Source organism: Limnohabitans sp. DM1, from assembly GCF_001269385.1.
Taxonomy (GTDB): domain Bacteria; phylum Pseudomonadota; class Gammaproteobacteria; order Burkholderiales; family Burkholderiaceae_C; genus Limnohabitans_A.
Genome location: NZ_CXOO01000031.1, coordinates 33745 through 48995, shown reverse-complemented (window position 1 = coordinate 48995; position 15251 = coordinate 33745). Strand labels below are relative to the sequence as shown.

Sequence of the window (15251 nt, the reverse complement as noted above, 5' to 3'; positions counted from 1 at the left end):
AGCGACCTCTGGGTGTGCTCCAAAAAGTTTGTGCGCCGACGCACCAGTCTTGTGCGTGACAGGCCATTTGGGGGAATTCCCTCTCCCTCACTCGGGTCTGAATGTTGCATAGTCAGGGGATCATTCTTTCCATTGATCGATACAGGTGTACCAAATGCAACATTTCTCTGGTTTGACAGCTCGCACGACGGCCTTGGTGGCATCTTTGGTATTGGTGGGCCTTTGCGGTACCACGGCTGTGCAGGCCAAGCCTTTCAAATGGTCCAGCGCCAGCGACATCCCAACGCTCGATATCCATTCGCAAAACAACGCCTTGGGCAACGGCGTGCACGCCGCCATTTTTGACTCGCTGGTTTACTACAACAGCAAAACCTTCAAGATCGAACCCAAGTTGGCCACCGCTTGGAAAGAAATGTCGGACAGCCAGTACCGATTCAATTTGCGCAAAGGCGTGAAGTTCAGCGATGGCACGCCTCTGACAGCCGACGATGTGGTGTTCTCGCTAGATCGCGCCCGCGCAAAAACCTCCAACTTCAACGTGTTTACTCAAGGTTTTAGCCGCATCGTCAAGGTCGATGCCAACACGGTAGACATCATTTTGAGCGGGCCCAACCCGGTGCTGCTCAACCAGCTGACCGAGCTGCGCATCATGAGCAAAGTCTGGGCTGAAAAGAACAAGTCGGTGGAGCCCAAGGACATCAAGACCAAGGATGAAAACTTTGCCCACCGCAACGCCATGGGCAGCGGCCCTTACATGGTCAAAGACTGGCAGCCTGACCAAAAGTTGACGCTGGTGAAAAACCCCAACTGGTGGGGCTGGTCAGATGCCGCCACCAACGTGACTGAAATCATCTACACCCCCATCAAGAACGAAGCCACGCGCGCAGCCGCCTTGCTCTCGGGCGAGATCGACTTGGTGCTCGACCCCAGCCCGCAAGACCTGGGCCGCATGCGCAACAACGCCAACCTGAAAGTGGTGGACGGCATTGAAAACCGCACCATCTTTTTGGGCATGGACCAGCACCGCGATGAGTTGCCCGGCTCCAGCGTCAAGGGCAAGAACCCCCTCAAGGACGTGAAGGTGCGCAAGGCCCTGTACCAGGCCATCGACATGGACACCATCCACCGCGTGGCCATGCGCGGCCTGTCGCAAAACACGGGCGCCTTGGTGGCCCCGCAGGTCAATGGCTGGACCAAAGCTGTGGACACCCGTTTCCCTTTTTCGCTCGACGCTTCCAAAAAGCTGCTGGCCGAAGCTGGTTATCCCAATGGCTTTGAGGTGGACTTTGCCTGCCCCAACAACCGCTACATCAACGACGAAGAAATATGCCAGGCCATTACGGCCATGTGGGCCAAAGCGGGCATCAAGGCCAAGCTGCGCACCATGCCTTTGGTGACTTACTTCCCCATGATCCAGCGCTACGAAGCCAGCATCTACATGCTGGGCTGGGGCGTGCCGACCTTTGACGCGCTGTACAGCCTGCAGTCGCTCACCCGCTCGGTGGGCGCCGGTGGCGACGGCAATTACAACGTGGGCCGCTACAGCAATCCGCGCATGGACTACATCGTGGACCGCGTGAAGACCGAGACCGACTTGCCGGTGCGCAACCGCTTGCTGACCGAAGGTTTGCAGTTGTCCAACGACACGGTGTCGCACATCCCGCTGCACAACCAGGTGATTCCTTGGGCGATGAAGAAAAATGTCGAAGTGGTGCACCGTCCTGATAACCGCCTCGACTGGACACTGATCAAGGTCAACTGATGCTCGCTTTTATTTTGCAGCGGCTGATTCAGGCCGTGGTGGTCATGGTGACAGTCGCGTTCATTGCGTTTTTGCTGTTCCAGTATGTGGGTGATCCGGTGGTGTTTTTGTTGGGCCAAGACGCCACGCCCGATCAAATCAAGGAGCTGCGCCAAGGCCTGGGCCTGGACCAACCGTTTTTTGTGCAGTTCTGGCACTTCCTGTCCAACGCGGTGCAAGGCGAGTTTGGCCTGAGCCTGCGCCAAGGCGCCAAGGTCTCGCGCCTGATTGCCGAGCGCTTGCCGGCCACGCTGGAGTTGGCGCTGGTGGCGGCCACGCTGGCGCTGCTCATTGGCATCCCGATGGGGGTGTACGCGGCCTTGCGCCGGGGCACCTGGGCCAGCCAGCTCATCATGACGGTGTCGCTCTTGGGGGTGTCACTGCCTACTTTCCTGATCGGCATCTTGTTGATTTTGGTGTTTGCCGTGATGCTGGGCTGGTTTCCCAGTTTTGGTCGGGGTGAAGTGGTGCAGATGGGCTGGTGGTCCAGCGGTTTGATGACGGCCAAGGGGTGGCACCACATCGTGCTGCCCGCCGTCACACTGGCCATTTTTCAGCTCACGCTCATCATGCGCCTGGTGCGCGCCGAGATGCTGGAGGTGCTGCGCACCGACTACATCAAGTTCGCCCGGGCTCGCGGCCTGTCCAACCGCGCCATCCACTTTGGCCATGCGCTCAAGAACACCTTGGTGCCCGTGCTCACCATCACCGGTTTGCAGTTGGGCGGTTTGATCGCGTTCGCCATCATCACCGAGACGGTGTTTCAGTGGCCCGGCATGGGCTTGCTGTTCATTCAGGCAGTGACCTTTGCCGACATTCCAGTCATGGCGGCTTATTTGTGCCTGATTGCGCTGATTTTTGTCGTCATCAATTTGGTGGTGGATTTGCTTTATTTTGTGGTCGACCCACGTCTGCGCGTGGGCAAGCCCGGGGGGCATTGAGCATGGGCGCTTCTTTGCAATCGGTGTTGGGGCGGGGCGCTGCTTTTGTCCGAATTGCCCAGTTCCACCCCGAACTCACGGCTTTTCGGCGCGACCTGCACGCCCACCCCGAGCTGGGCTTTGAAGAGGTGTACACCTCGGGCCGCGTGGCCGAGATGCTCAAGGTCTGTTGCGTGGACAGCATCCACACCGGCATCGGCAAAACCGGCGTGGTGGCTTTGGTGCATGGCCAGGGCCGTTCGGCGAGCAACCCGGGCCGCATGATCGGCCTGCGTGCCGATATGGACGCGCTGCCGTTGACCGAGCACAACGAATGCACCTGGAAATCGGGCACGCCCGGCCTGATGCACGGCTGTGGCCACGACGGCCACACCGCCATGCTGATGGGTGCGGCGCGTTATCTGGCTGAAACCCGTCGTTTTGATGGCACGGCCGTGCTGATTTTTCAGCCCGGAGAAGAGGGCTATGCGGGTGCCCGCGCCATGATGCAAGACGGCCTGTTTGAGCGCTTTCCCTGCGAGCAGGTCTATGCCCAGCACAACTCCCCCGAGACGCCCTTGGGCGTGATCGGCATCACCCCCGGCCCCATGCAGGCGGCGGTAGACCGCATCGAGATCCGCATCATCGGCAAAGGCGGACATGGCGCACGTCCACACCAGGGGGTGGACCCGGTGCTGGTGGCCGGCCACATCATCACGGCCGCGCAAAGCGTGGTCTCGCGCAACCTGTCGGCTTTCGACCAAGCGGTCATCAGCATCTGCTCGATGCAGGCCGGCCACCCCGGCGCCATGAGCGTGATCCCGGGCGAGGCCACCTTGGTGGGCACGGTGCGCACTTACAGCGAGCGCGTGCAAGACCAGATCGAAGACCGCCTGCGCGCCTTGTGCAACGGTGTGGCCCAAGGCTTTGGGGCCTCGGCCGAACTGACTTACGAGCGCGTCTACCCCGCCACCGTGAACACCGTGCCCGAAGCGCAGTTTGCCTGCGACGTGGCAGCCGCTTTGGTGGGCGAAGACAAGGTCTGGCGCGACATGCTGCCCAGCATGGGCGGCGAAGATTTCTCGTTCATGCTCCAGGCCAAGCCCGGCGCATACATCCGCATTGGCCAAGGCCTGCCGCATGGCCCTGGCCCGCATCCGCTGCACAACAGCCGCTACGACTTCAACGACGACATCCTGCCCTTGGGTGCAGCTTTACATGCCAGCTTGATCGAGCAGGCTTTGCCATTGAGTTCTGCCTTGAGCAGTTCATGATTTTTTCAACCTCTTTCACTGACCACTATCAGGAGTTTTTCATGCGCATGCATTCCTTTAACCGCACATTGACCGCTTTGGCCGTGGTGTCTGCCTTGGCCTTGGCTGCGGGCGGTGCCCACGCGGCCACACTGCGCGTGGCCAACCAGGGCGATGCCTTGTCCATGGACCCGCATTCGCTCAACGAGTCGCTGCAATTGAGCGTGACCAACAACATCTACGAATCGCTGGTCGGTGTCAGCAAAGACCTGAAGTTCGAGGCCGGCCTGGCCACTTCGTGGAAGCAGACCTCACCCACCGTGTGGCGCTTTGAACTGCGCAAGAACGTGCGCTTCCATGACGATACGCCTTTCACCGCCGACGACGTGGTGTTCTCGCTCAACCGCGCTGCAGGTGAAGGCTCGGACATGCGCAGCAACACCAACGACATCAAGGAAGTGCGCAAGATCAACAGCCACACCATCGAGATCGAGACCAAAGCCCCGTTCCCGATCTTGCCCAACGTGTTGTCGACCGTGTACATCATGAGCAAGAAGTGGTGCGAGGACAACCAGGCCACGCGCCCGGTAGACCGCCGCAAAGGCATTGAAAACGCCGCTTCCTTCCGCGCCAACGGCACAGGCCCCTACCGCCTGCGCGAGCGCCAGCCCAATGTGCGCACCACTTTTGTTCGCAACGGCAACTACTGGGGCAAGATCGAAGGCAATGTGGACGAAGTCATCTTCTCGGTCATTGCCAACGACCCCACCCGCGTCGCGGCCCTGTTGTCCGGTGAGATCGACGTGATGGAGCCCGTGCCTGTGCAGGACGTGCCCCGCATCAACGCCAGCCCCAATGCCCGCGCCCTGGTGGCTCCCGAGCTGCGCACCATCTTTTTGGGCATGGACCAAAAACGTGACGAGTTGCTGTATTCCAGCGTGAAGGGCAAGAACCCCTTCAAGGACAAGCGCGTGCGCCAGGCCTTCTACCAAGCCATCGACATCGAAGGCATCAAGCGTGTGGTGATGCGCGGTGCCTCCAACCCCAGCGCCCTGATGGTGGGCCCGGGCATCAACGGCTTCAACCCCGATCTGAACAAGCGCCTGCCCTTCGACCCCGAGGCCTCCAAAAAGCTGCTGGCCGAAGCCGGTTACCCCACAGGCTTCACCATCGACATGAACTGCCCGAACGACCGCTATGTGAACGACGGCCAGATCTGCGAAGCCGTGGCGGCCAACCTGGCACGCGTGAACATCAAGGTCAACCTCAAGGCCGAAACCAAGGGCACGTATTTCCCCAAAATCCTGCGCCGCGACACCAGCTTCTATTTGTTGGGCTGGACCCCCAGCACCTATGACGCGCACAACGCCCTGAACGCGCTGATGCGTTGCCCCGACGACAAGGGTGCAGGCCAGTTCAACCTGGGCTCTTACTGCAACCCCAAGGTCGACGAGTTGATGATCAAGGTGCAAAGCGAGACCGACCAAGCCAAGCGCAACGCCATGATCCGCGAGTCCTTTGAGCTGCACAGCGCCGACATCGGTCACCTGCCTTTGCACCAACAGGCCTTGGCCTGGGGCACCAGCAAAAAGGTCACCCTGGTCCAGCGTGGTGACAACTACATGCCCTTCAAGTCCATCTCTGTGAAGTGACCATGAGCAATGCCTTGACCCGTTGGCTCCACAGCGATGTGGGCTACAGCTTCCGCCAGTCGCCCACCGCCATGGTGGCGGCAGCGATTGCCTTTGTGTGCCTGTTCGCGGCCGTGTTCGCCGGCTGGGTGTCACCCACCAACCCGTTTGATCTGGCCACGCTGGAGCTGAGCGACGCCCGCTTGCCCCCGGCCTGGATGGAGGGTGGCAGCACCAAGTTCTTGCTGGGCACCGATGACCAGGGCCGGGACATTTTGTCGGCCATCATCTACGGCTCGCGCATCTCCTTGGTGGTGGGCCTGGCTTCCGTCATTTTGTCGGTGGTGGTGGGCGTGGGTCTGGGTTTGCTGGCGGGTTTTCGGGGGGGCTGGATCGACGCCTTGCTCATGCGCCTGTGCGATGTGATGCTGTCTTTCCCCGCCATTTTGGTGGCCCTTTTGATCGCGGGTGTGGGTCGTGCGCTGTTTCCCAATGCGCACGAGTCCCTGGCCTTCGGCGTGCTGATCATCTCGATCTCGCTCACGGGTTGGGTGCAATACGCCCGCACGGTGCGTGGCACCACGTTGGTGGAACGCAACAAGGAATACGTGCAAGCCGCGCGTGTGACGGGCGTGCCCTCGCTGCGCATCATGGTCAAGCATGTGCTGCCCAACGTGATGGGCCCGGTCATGGTGCTGGCCACCATCCAGGTGGCGACCGCCATCATCACCGAGGCGACGCTGTCGTTTCTGGGGGTGGGCGCACCGCCCACCTCGCCATCGCTGGGCACGCTCATTCGCGTGGGCAACGATTATTTGTTCTCGGGTGAGTGGTGGATCACGATTTTCCCGGGCCTGATGCTGGTGCTGATCGCCTTGTCGGTCAACTTGCTGGGTGACTGGTTGCGCGACGCGCTGAATCCGAGATTGCGATGAGTCTTTTACAAGTCAAAAACCTGGTGGTGGAATTCCCCAGTCGCCACGGCACACTGCGTGCGCTGGACGATATTTCTTTCGACATCGCCCCCGGTGAAATTCTGGGGGTGGTGGGCGAATCGGGCGCAGGTAAGTCGCTCACGGGCGCGGCCATCATTGGCCTGCTGGAGCCGCCGGGCCGTGTGGCCGGGGGGCAAATCTTGCTCGAGGGCCAGCGCATCGACCACCTGAACAACGACGAGATGCGTCACATCCGGGGCCGCAAGATCGGTGCGATTTTTCAGGACCCGTTGACCTCGCTCAACCCGCTGTACAGCATCGGCAGGCAACTGACCGAAACCATTTTGGCCCACCTGCCCGTGACGCCCCAAGAGGCGCGGCAACGCGCCATCCAACTGCTCAAGGACACCGGCATTTCGGCTGCCGAAGAGCGCATCGACCATTACCCGCACCAGTTTTCGGGCGGCATGCGCCAGCGCGTGGTGATTGCTTTGGCCCTGGCGGCCGAGCCGCAACTGATTGTGGCCGACGAGCCGACCACGGCGCTCGATGTGTCGATCCAGGCGCAGATCATCAGCTTGCTCAAAAAGGTCTGCAAGGACCGGGGCGCTGCCGTCATGCTGATCACGCACGACATGGGTGTGATCGCTGAGACCTGTGACCGCGTGGCCGTGTTGTACGCCGGGCGCGTGGCCGAAATCGGCCCGGTGCACCAGGTCATCAACCACCCGGCCCACCCTTACACCGCAGGCCTGATGGCCTCGATCCCCGACATGGACAGTGACCGCGAACGCCTGAACCAAATTGACGGCGCGATGCCGCGCCTGAACGCCATCCCGCAAGGCTGCGCCTTCAACCCGCGCTGCCCCAAAGCCTTTGACCGCTGCCGCCAGGACCGACCCAATTTGGTCCAGGCTGGTGTGACCCAGGCCGCTTGCTGGTTGCACGACGGGAGCGCGGCATGAGCGACAACATGACCAACGCCAAGACGCAACCTCTGGTCGTGGCACACGACCTGGCCAAAACCTTTGACGTGTCGGCCCCGTGGCTCAACCGTGTGATCGAGCGCAAGCCGCGCCAGATGCTCAACGCCGTGGACGGCGTGAGCTTCGAGATCGAGCGCGGCAAAACACTCGCCTTGGTGGGCGAGTCCGGTTGTGGCAAAAGCACCGTGGCCCGCTTGCTGGTGGGCCTTTACGAGCCCACACGCGGCGGCCTGACCTTCGATGGCCAAGACGCGCACGCCGCTTTCAAATCGAACGATGCCAAGGCCATGCGCCAGCGCATCCAGATGATTTTCCAGGACCCCTATGCCAGCCTGAATCCGCGCTGGACGGTGGACAACATCATTGGCGAGCCGCTCAAAGAGCACGGCTTGATCAGCGATGCCGAAGAGCTCAAAGCCCGTGTGGCCGAGTTGCTCAAGTCGGTGGGCTTGTCGCCGCTCGACATGGTCAAGTACCCGCACCAGTTCTCGGGTGGTCAGCGCCAGCGCATCTCGATCGCCCGCGCTTTGGCCACCGCGCCGGAATTTTTGGTGTGTGACGAGCCAACCTCAGCGCTCGACGTGAGCGTGCAGGCGCAGGTGCTCAACATCATGAAGGACCTGCAGCGCGAGCGCGGCTTGACGTATCTGTTCATCAGCCACAACCTGGCTGTGGTGCGCCATGTGAGTGACCAGGTGGGCGTGATGTATTTGGGCCGACTGGTGGAGCTGGCCGACAAACACACCCTGTTTGGCAACCCGCAGCACCCCTACACCAAGATGCTGCTGGACGCGATTCCGAAGATGCACGACACCGGCCGAGCCCGCACCCCGGTGCAAGGCGAGGTGCCCAACCCGCTCAACCCACCGAGCGGCTGCACTTTCCACCCGCGCTGCCCTCAGGCCACCGATATCTGCAGATCAGAGCGTCCGCCCTTGCGCGAACTCAGAGGGATCAAAATCGCATGTCATGCTGTAAATTAAAGTAGTTTTTTAGTTGAATTTTGATTATTTAATATTTCAATTCATCCAAATTGCCCAAAATGCACCCATTCGAGGTGCATATGCAACATTTACGCAAGTTGAGTTTGATTGGACATACCGTGCACGCGGGGCTGGTGGGATTGGCAATCTGTTGCACAACACTTCCAGCGTGGTCAAAAACGGTGCGATGGACGGGCGCCAGTGACGTTACGACTTGGGACATCCATTCCCAAATCAATGGCTTTCAAAATGGCGTGCACGCTGCGGTCTATGAGTCCTTGGTGTATTTCAATTCTCGTAACTTCAAGCCGGAACCCATGCTGGCCACCAGCTGGAAAATGGTGACGCCTTTGCAATGGCGCTTCACCCTGCGCCAGGGTGTCAAATTTCATGATGGCTCCGATTTCACTGCGGATGACGTGGTGTATTCATTGAGACGTGCTACGGCCATGACATCCACCTTCATAGCGCAAATGGGCAGCATCGCAAAAGTGGAGAAGGTAGACAATTTCACAGTGGATGTCTTCACGCAAGCGCCTGACCCCGTGTTGCTGGCCCAGCTCACTGAATTGCGGATCATGAGCAAAGCCTGGGCCCAGGCCAATGACTCCGTTGAGCCTAAAGACATCAATAACAACCAGGACACGGCGTCACACCGTCAAACCAACGGAACGGGACCTTACATCCTGAAGAAATGGGTGCCACGTCAACAATTCATCCTGGTGAAAAACCCCAAGTGGTGGGGCAAGATGGGAGGCAATGTCACTGAGATTGTGTACACCCCCATTCGCTCGGACACCGCCCGCATCAACGCTTTGCAAGATCAAACCGTGGATGTGGTGCAAGACCCGAATCCGCAAGATCTTTACAGGTTGCAAAAAAATGATGATCTGAAAGTGCTCACGGGTCCGGAATTTCGAACCATCATGCTGGGCATGGACCAGTTCAGAACGGAATTGATTGGCTCCAGTGTCAAGGGCAAGAACCCGCTGAAGGACTTGCGGGTCAGGCGTGCGCTATACCAAGCTATTGACATGACTTCCCTGCACGAGATCATCATGCGCAAGCAATCCCAAAATACCGGAGCTTTGGTGTCACCCCAAGTCAATGGCTGGACCGAGAAGCTGCATGCTCGCCAGCCATATTCCCCGGAGATCGCCAAAAAACTGTTGACTCAGGCAGGTTATGCAGAGGGTCTCACGGTGGACTTTGCTTGTCCCAGCGGACGCTATGTCAACGACAGTGAAATTTGCCAGGCCATCTCAGGCATGTGGGCCAAGGTGGGCATCAAAGCCCGTTTGCGGATCATCAATGCGCCCCTTTACCTGCCCATGATGCAGCGTTATGAGGCCAGCATTTATTTGATTGGCTGGGGCGTGCCCACGTTTGATGCTTTGTACACCTTGCAATCGCTCGTTCGAACAACCGGCAAAGGTGGTGACGGCGCCTACAACCTGGGCCGATACAGCAACCCGGCTTTGGATAACTTCATTGATCGCGCCAAAACCGAGTCTGACCCCGTCACCCGTTCGCGCTTGTTGACGACCGCTTTGCAATTGCAAAGCGACGACGTGGCCATGATCCCCCTGCACAATCAGCTCATTTCATGGGCGATGACCAAAAACATCAGCGTCGTTTTCAGGCCTGACAACCGCATCGACTGGCATCTGGTTCGGGTGGATTGATCTCCATCGCTTCTGAGCACCATGGTTGCTTAAATTTGGCTTGGACGATGAAGTAGGCCATGCGCTGGACCAACTCGGGCTGAGCAAGCACGTTGACCAGTTCCTGGTTCGGGCGATTCACGATGACCTTATTGATCCGGCCCTGTGAAGTTTGCACGGTGACTTCATTCTTGCACCTTGTGGGAGCTAGCCCTGCTGGCGATCAGACGCTTGTGGACCACAGGCTTTTCGCTTGGCTGGCAATCTCCCACAAAATCCTCCCAACGGGCAACACACGGCTCAGACTTCATCGGGCCGAATCTATAGGGGTTTTCAGGGGCTCTAAGGCGTTCCACGAGGACACGTTGAGCTGGCTCAGTCCGAGCAAATCGCGCACAGTGGGCACTTGCGGCATGTCTTGGGGACGACGCTGGCCCATCACGCCAAGCAGCCGCACGGACTTGGCACTGATGTGTGGTTTCGGCAGGCCTAAAACTGCAACCGAAGCGTCAATTTGACCCCCGCGCAATGCGTTCATGACTGCATGTGTGCCGTTGTAAGGAAACACTTGCACCAGCAGATTGCCCAAGGTGGCAATTGAGCCGCCAAGTGCTGGGTGCTGCCCTGGTTGATCGATCCAATTTTCGGCTTGCCGGGGCGGCTGAACAAAGTTGACCAATTTCCCCAGGTTTTTGTGGGGTCACCAAAGGCGACGCTGACACATTGAAAATCCTTCAAAATTGAAAAAATCATACATGCATGTCAGAATGCAAGACAGACAAAAGCGTGGTTTGCATACACACAATTGACGGAACTTTCATGGCATCAAGATGGTTTTGGGGGCGTTTGGTTTTATGGGGGAGCCTGCTGTTCGTCCTTTTGGGCTGCAGCACGGTAGATGCGCCCGCCAGAAGGGCCGACACAGGTCCTCAGCCCACCCATGGCATCTTGCACTTCACGCCCGATGCCAGTGTCCAGTGGGAAAGGGTGCAGCTGCCCGGCAAACTGCGCACGGCATTCAGGCTGGAGAGACATCAAAATCGGCCTGCGGTGCAGGCGCAAGCTGAATCGTCTGCCAGCCTGTTGAGGCAGCGCCTGAATCTGCCGCCTGATCAATTGGGGCGTTTACAGTTTCAGTGGCAAGTGGAGAACCTGATAGCGGGCGCTGACATGGCGCAGCGCGAAGCAGAAGATTCCCCGGTACGTTTGATTCTGACATTTGACGGTGACCGCAGTCGGTTTTCTGCCAAAAACGCCATGCTCAGCGAATTGACCCAAGCCTTGACGGGCGAACCGCTGCCTTATGCAACGCTGATGTACGTCTGGTGCAACCAGCGCCCTGTGGAGTCGGTGATCAACAACCCACGCAGCGACCGCATCCGCAAACTGGTGGTCGAGTCAGGTGGCAACCGGCTCAAGCAATGGTTGCTGTATGAGCGCGACATTCGTGCCGACTTTGAAAAAGCCTTTGGCGAAGCGCCTGGCGCACTCCTCAATCTGGCCATCATGACCGACAGCGACAACACGCGCAGCAGTGTTCGGGCCTGGTACGGAGACATCCGCTTGATGGGTCCCAGCCATGTGGCGGACACGACGCAATGGGTAAAGCGCCCATGATGCGAGCGCAATAGCTCACTCGAGACGCGCGCCCCCGGTTGAGCGCAGTACACGCGCCCGAAGACACCGCTTAATCAGCGGTAAGGGTTTTTCAAGCCCAACCCCGCCAAAATGGCCACCTCATAGGCCTCCATCTCTTCGGCGTCGGCGGCGCTGGTCTCATGGTCCCAGCCTTGCGCGTGCAGCGTACCGTGCACCAGCAAATGCGCGTAATGCGCCGCCAGCGTCTTGCCTTGCTCCTTGGCCTCACGCGCCACCACCGGGGCGCACAGCACCAAATCGGCCATCACCACCGTTTCCTGCTCGTAATCAAAGGTCAGCACATTGGTGGCGTAGTCTTTTTTGCGGTAACTCTTGTTCAGCTCGCGGCCTTCTTCTTCGCCCACGATGCGCACCGTGATTTCGGCGTCATCGGCCAAGGCATGGCGAATGGCGCGGATGACCGCATGGCGGGGCAGGGCGGCGCGGTGGCGGGCTGCATAGGGAATGTCGCCAAATTGCAGGGACAGCTGGAGTTTTTGGAGGGCCATGGGTGTGCTGGATTCGGAGTTCAATCGTCGGTGGGCAAAGGCTTGCGGCGGGTCGTGACGCCCGCCCGCATGGCGGCGCTGCCTTGCGCGTCGTAGGCGTCCACGATGCGGGCCACCAGCGGGTGGCGCACCACGTCGGCACTCGAAAAGCGTGTGAAGGCAATGCCCTTGACGCGCTTCAAGACCCGCTCGGCGTCGATCAGCCCGCTGAGCTGGCCTTTGGGCAAGTCAATCTGGCTCACATCGCCCGTGACCACGGCTTTGGCGCCAAAGCCAATGCGGGTCAGGAACATCTTCATCTGTTCGGTGCTGGTGTTTTGCGCCTCGTCCAGGATCACAAACGCGTTGTTCAGCGTGCGCCCGCGCATGAAGGCCAGCGGCGCGATCTCGATGGCGTTGCGCTCAAAGGCCTTTTGCACCTTGTCGTAGCCCATCAGGTCATACAGCGCGTCGTACAGCGGGCGCAAATACGGGTCCACCTTTTGCGACAGGTCACCCGGCAAAAAGCCCAGTCGCTCGCCCGCTTCCACCGCTGGGCGGGTCAACACAATGCGCTGCACGCTGGCGCGCTCCAGCGCATCCACCGCGCAAGCCACGGCCAGGTAGGTCTTGCCCGTACCGGCCGGGCCAATGCCGAAGGTGATGTCGTGTGAGGCAATGCTCTCCAGATAGGCGGCCTGCACCGGGGTGCGCGCCTTCAGGTCGGCGCGGCGGGTTTGCAGGGCGGGCAGGTTGGCTTCTTCGCCCCCGCTGTCACCCACCAGCATGAGTTGCACCATGTCGGGCGAAATCGGGCGGTCGGCGCGTTCGTAGATCGCCTGCAAAATCTCCATCGCCCGCAGCGCCACAGCCTTGGGGCCATCCACCTTGAACTGCTCATGGCGGTGCGCGATGCTCACCTGCAAGCCCGCCTCGATGGTGCGCAGGTGCGCATCCATGGGGCCGCACAGGTGCGACAGGCGGGTGTTGTTGTGCGGCGTGAAGGTGTGTCTGACGATCAAGTTGATAATCCTAGCTGTGCGCGGTTTGTAGCCCGGATCGACCGGGCGAATGCGCATTTTCTCCCATCGCAGGCATTTAAGGCGTCACCCCCCATGATTGGCAAACTCACCGGCATCCTGAGCGACAAGAACCCCCCCGAGGTGGTGGTGGACTGCCACGGCGTGGGCTACGAGGTGAATGTGCCGATGAGCACTTTCTACAACTTGCCCGCCACGGGCGAAAAAGTCAGTCTGGTCACGCACTTTGTGGTGCGCGAAGACGCACAAATTCTCTACGGCTTTGCTACTTTTAGCGAGCGCGAGGCCTTTCGCCAGCTGATCAAGATTTCTGGTGTGGGCCCCCGCACGGCCCTGAGCGTGTTGTCGGGCATGAGCGTGACCGATTTGGCGCAGGCCATCACCACGCAAGAAGTCGGGCGCTTGGTCAAGGTGCCCGGCATCGGCAAAAAAACCGCCGAGCGTTTGCTGCTTGAACTCAAAGGCAAACTGGGCGGCGACATCGGCGGCTTGTTTGCCGTCAACACCAGCGACGCACAAAGCGACATCCAGCAAGCCTTGCTGGCGCTGGGCTACAGCGACAAGGAAGCCGCTGCCGCACTCAAGAGCCTGCCTGTGGATGTAGGAGTGAGCGAGGGCATCAAGCTGGCGCTCAAGGCCTTGAACAAATAAAGCGATCTGAGCCATGAGCATCCGCACCGACGACTTCGCCCCCCAGCCCGAACCCCGGGTCATTTCTGCGGCCCCCGTGTCCCATCAAGAAGAGGCCATTGAGCGCGCCTTGCGCCCCAAGCTGCTCGATGAATATGTGGGCCAGGTCAAGGTGCGTGAGCAGCTGGAGATTTTCATCAGCGCGGCCAAGATGCGCGAGGAACCGCTGGACCATGTGCTGCTGTTTGGCCCGCCCGGTCTGGGCAAGACCACGCTGAGTCACATCATTGCTGCTGAGTTGGGTGTGAACCTGCGTCAGACCAGCGGTCCGGTGCTCGAAAAACCCAAGGATTTGGCGGCGCTGCTCACCAACTTGGAGCGCAACGATGTGCTCTTCATCGACGAGATCCACCGCCTCTCGCCTGTGGTCGAAGAGATTTTGTACCCCGCGCTCGAGGACTATCAGATCGACATCATGATCGGCGAAGGGCCAGCAGCGCGGTCCATCAAGTTGGACCTGCAGCCTTTCACGCTGGTGGGTGCGACCACGCGGGCGGGCATGCTCACCAACCCCTTGCGCGACCGCTTTGGCATCGTGTCGCGGCTGGAGTTTTACACGCCTGAGGAGCTGACCCGCATCGTGACCCGCAGTGCCGGTCTGCTCAAAGCACCGATTGACCCCGAAGGCTCGTTCGAGATCGCCCGCCGCTCACGCGGCACGCCGCGCATCGCCAACCGATTGCTGCGCCGGGTGCGTGACTATGCGGATGTGAAGGGCGACGGCACCATCCACAAGGCCATCTCGCAAAAGGCCCTGGTCATGCTGGACGTGGACCCGGAAGGCTTTGACCTGATGGACCGCAAGCTGCTGGAAGCGGTGATCCACCGTTTTGACGGCGGGCCTGTGGGCTTGGACAACATCGCCGCCAGCATCGGCGAAGAGCGCGACACCATCGAAGACGTGATCGAGCCGTATTTGATTCAGCAAGGCTATTTGCAGCGCACCCCGCGTGGGCGCATCGCCACGCTGGCGGCCTTCAAGCATTTGGGCGTCACGCCGCCCAAGTCGTTTGGGCAGTGACGCGCTGGGTGCCTCGAAAAACCACAATGTGTCTGGATGTGGTGGGGCAACAGCTCGCCCCATGGTTGAGGTCTGAGCTGCGCTACCAACATTGAACCGATCAGACCCACAGCCAGCAACAAACAGCCAGCGACAAAAAATGCCCCTGTGAATGGGGGCACTTTGAGTACCGCACACAGCCTCACCGAGGCGCGTGCTTCT

Annotated in this window: 14 protein-coding genes; 11 read left to right on the top strand and 3 right to left on the bottom strand. The window is 59.9% G+C overall.

Annotated elements, in window-relative coordinates; translation table 11 throughout:
- Positions 1-154: 154 nt before the first annotated feature.
- From AMM33_RS12390 to AMM33_RS12355, 8 genes are all read left to right on the top strand, one after another.
- The gene (locus AMM33_RS12390) at positions 155-1762 is read left to right on the top strand and encodes an ABC transporter substrate-binding protein (RefSeq protein ID WP_090141628.1); all 1608 of its coding nucleotides are present in this window, start codon (positions 155-157) and stop codon (positions 1760-1762) included.
- Positions 1762-2742: an ABC transporter permease gene (locus tag AMM33_RS12385; RefSeq protein WP_090141627.1), complete on the top strand. Its 981-nt coding sequence runs from the start codon at positions 1762-1764 to the stop codon at positions 2740-2742. The genes AMM33_RS12390 and AMM33_RS12385 overlap by 1 nt, the downstream gene beginning before the upstream one ends.
- 2 nt (positions 2743-2744) lie before the next feature.
- Complete coding sequence (locus AMM33_RS12380) at positions 2745-3995, top strand: M20 aminoacylase family protein (RefSeq protein WP_090141626.1); 1251 nt, start codon at positions 2745-2747, stop codon at positions 3993-3995.
- Between the two features lie 41 nt (positions 3996-4036).
- Positions 4037-5626 carry an ABC transporter substrate-binding protein gene (locus tag AMM33_RS12375; protein ID WP_228768108.1) on the top strand — a complete coding sequence of 530 codons (1590 nt, stop codon included), beginning with the start codon at positions 4037-4039 and terminating at the stop codon, positions 5624-5626.
- 2 nt (positions 5627-5628) lie between these two features.
- Positions 5629-6540, top strand: coding sequence for an ABC transporter permease (locus AMM33_RS12370; protein ID WP_090141625.1), 912 nt, complete (start codon positions 5629-5631; stop codon positions 6538-6540).
- The gene (locus AMM33_RS12365; RefSeq protein WP_090141624.1) at positions 6537-7505 is read left to right on the top strand and encodes an ABC transporter ATP-binding protein; all 969 of its coding nucleotides are present in this window, start codon (positions 6537-6539) and stop codon (positions 7503-7505) included. The genes AMM33_RS12370 and AMM33_RS12365 overlap by 4 nt, the downstream gene beginning before the upstream one ends.
- The gene (locus AMM33_RS12360) at positions 7502-8509 is read left to right on the top strand and encodes an ABC transporter ATP-binding protein (RefSeq protein WP_228768107.1); all 1008 of its coding nucleotides are present in this window, start codon (positions 7502-7504) and stop codon (positions 8507-8509) included. The genes AMM33_RS12365 and AMM33_RS12360 overlap by 4 nt, the downstream gene beginning before the upstream one ends.
- A 317-nt stretch (positions 8510-8826) precedes the next feature.
- The gene (locus AMM33_RS12355) at positions 8827-10194 is read left to right on the top strand and encodes an ABC transporter substrate-binding protein (RefSeq protein WP_369802440.1); all 1368 of its coding nucleotides are present in this window, start codon (positions 8827-8829) and stop codon (positions 10192-10194) included.
- A gap of 286 nt (positions 10195-10480) precedes the next feature.
- Here the strand turns inward: AMM33_RS12355 and AMM33_RS22470 are convergent, their stop codons facing one another.
- Positions 10481-10762 carry a tripartite tricarboxylate transporter substrate-binding protein gene (locus AMM33_RS22470; RefSeq protein ID WP_228768106.1) on the bottom strand — a complete coding sequence of 94 codons (282 nt, stop codon included), beginning with the start codon at positions 10760-10762 and terminating at the stop codon, positions 10481-10483.
- A gap of 230 nt (positions 10763-10992) precedes the next feature.
- Between AMM33_RS22470 and AMM33_RS12345 the strand changes: the two genes are divergently transcribed.
- The gene (locus tag AMM33_RS12345) at positions 10993-11790 is read left to right on the top strand and encodes a DUF3047 domain-containing protein (protein WP_090141623.1); all 798 of its coding nucleotides are present in this window, start codon (positions 10993-10995) and stop codon (positions 11788-11790) included.
- Between the two features lie 74 nt (positions 11791-11864).
- Here AMM33_RS12345 and ybeY read toward each other — a convergent pair whose 3' ends face one another.
- Positions 11865-12320, bottom strand: coding sequence for an rRNA maturation RNase YbeY (gene ybeY, locus AMM33_RS12340; RefSeq protein ID WP_090141622.1), 456 nt, complete (start codon positions 12318-12320; stop codon positions 11865-11867).
- 20 nt (positions 12321-12340) lie between these two features.
- Positions 12341-13321, bottom strand: coding sequence for a PhoH family protein (locus AMM33_RS12335; protein WP_090141621.1), 981 nt, complete (start codon positions 13319-13321; stop codon positions 12341-12343).
- A 93-nt stretch (positions 13322-13414) separates the two neighbouring features.
- Here AMM33_RS12335 and ruvA point away from each other — a divergent pair, with 93 nt between their 5' ends.
- Both ruvA and ruvB read left to right on the top strand, forming a co-directional pair.
- Positions 13415-13990 (top strand): Holliday junction branch migration protein RuvA, encoded by a 576-nt coding sequence (gene ruvA, locus AMM33_RS12330; RefSeq protein WP_090141620.1) that lies wholly within the window; start codon positions 13415-13417, stop codon positions 13988-13990.
- A gap of 13 nt (positions 13991-14003) precedes the next feature.
- Positions 14004-15050, top strand: a complete 1047-nt coding sequence (gene ruvB, locus AMM33_RS12325) for a Holliday junction branch migration DNA helicase RuvB (protein ID WP_053171811.1) — start codon at positions 14004-14006, stop codon at positions 15048-15050.
- Positions 15051-15251: the final 201 nt, after the last annotated feature.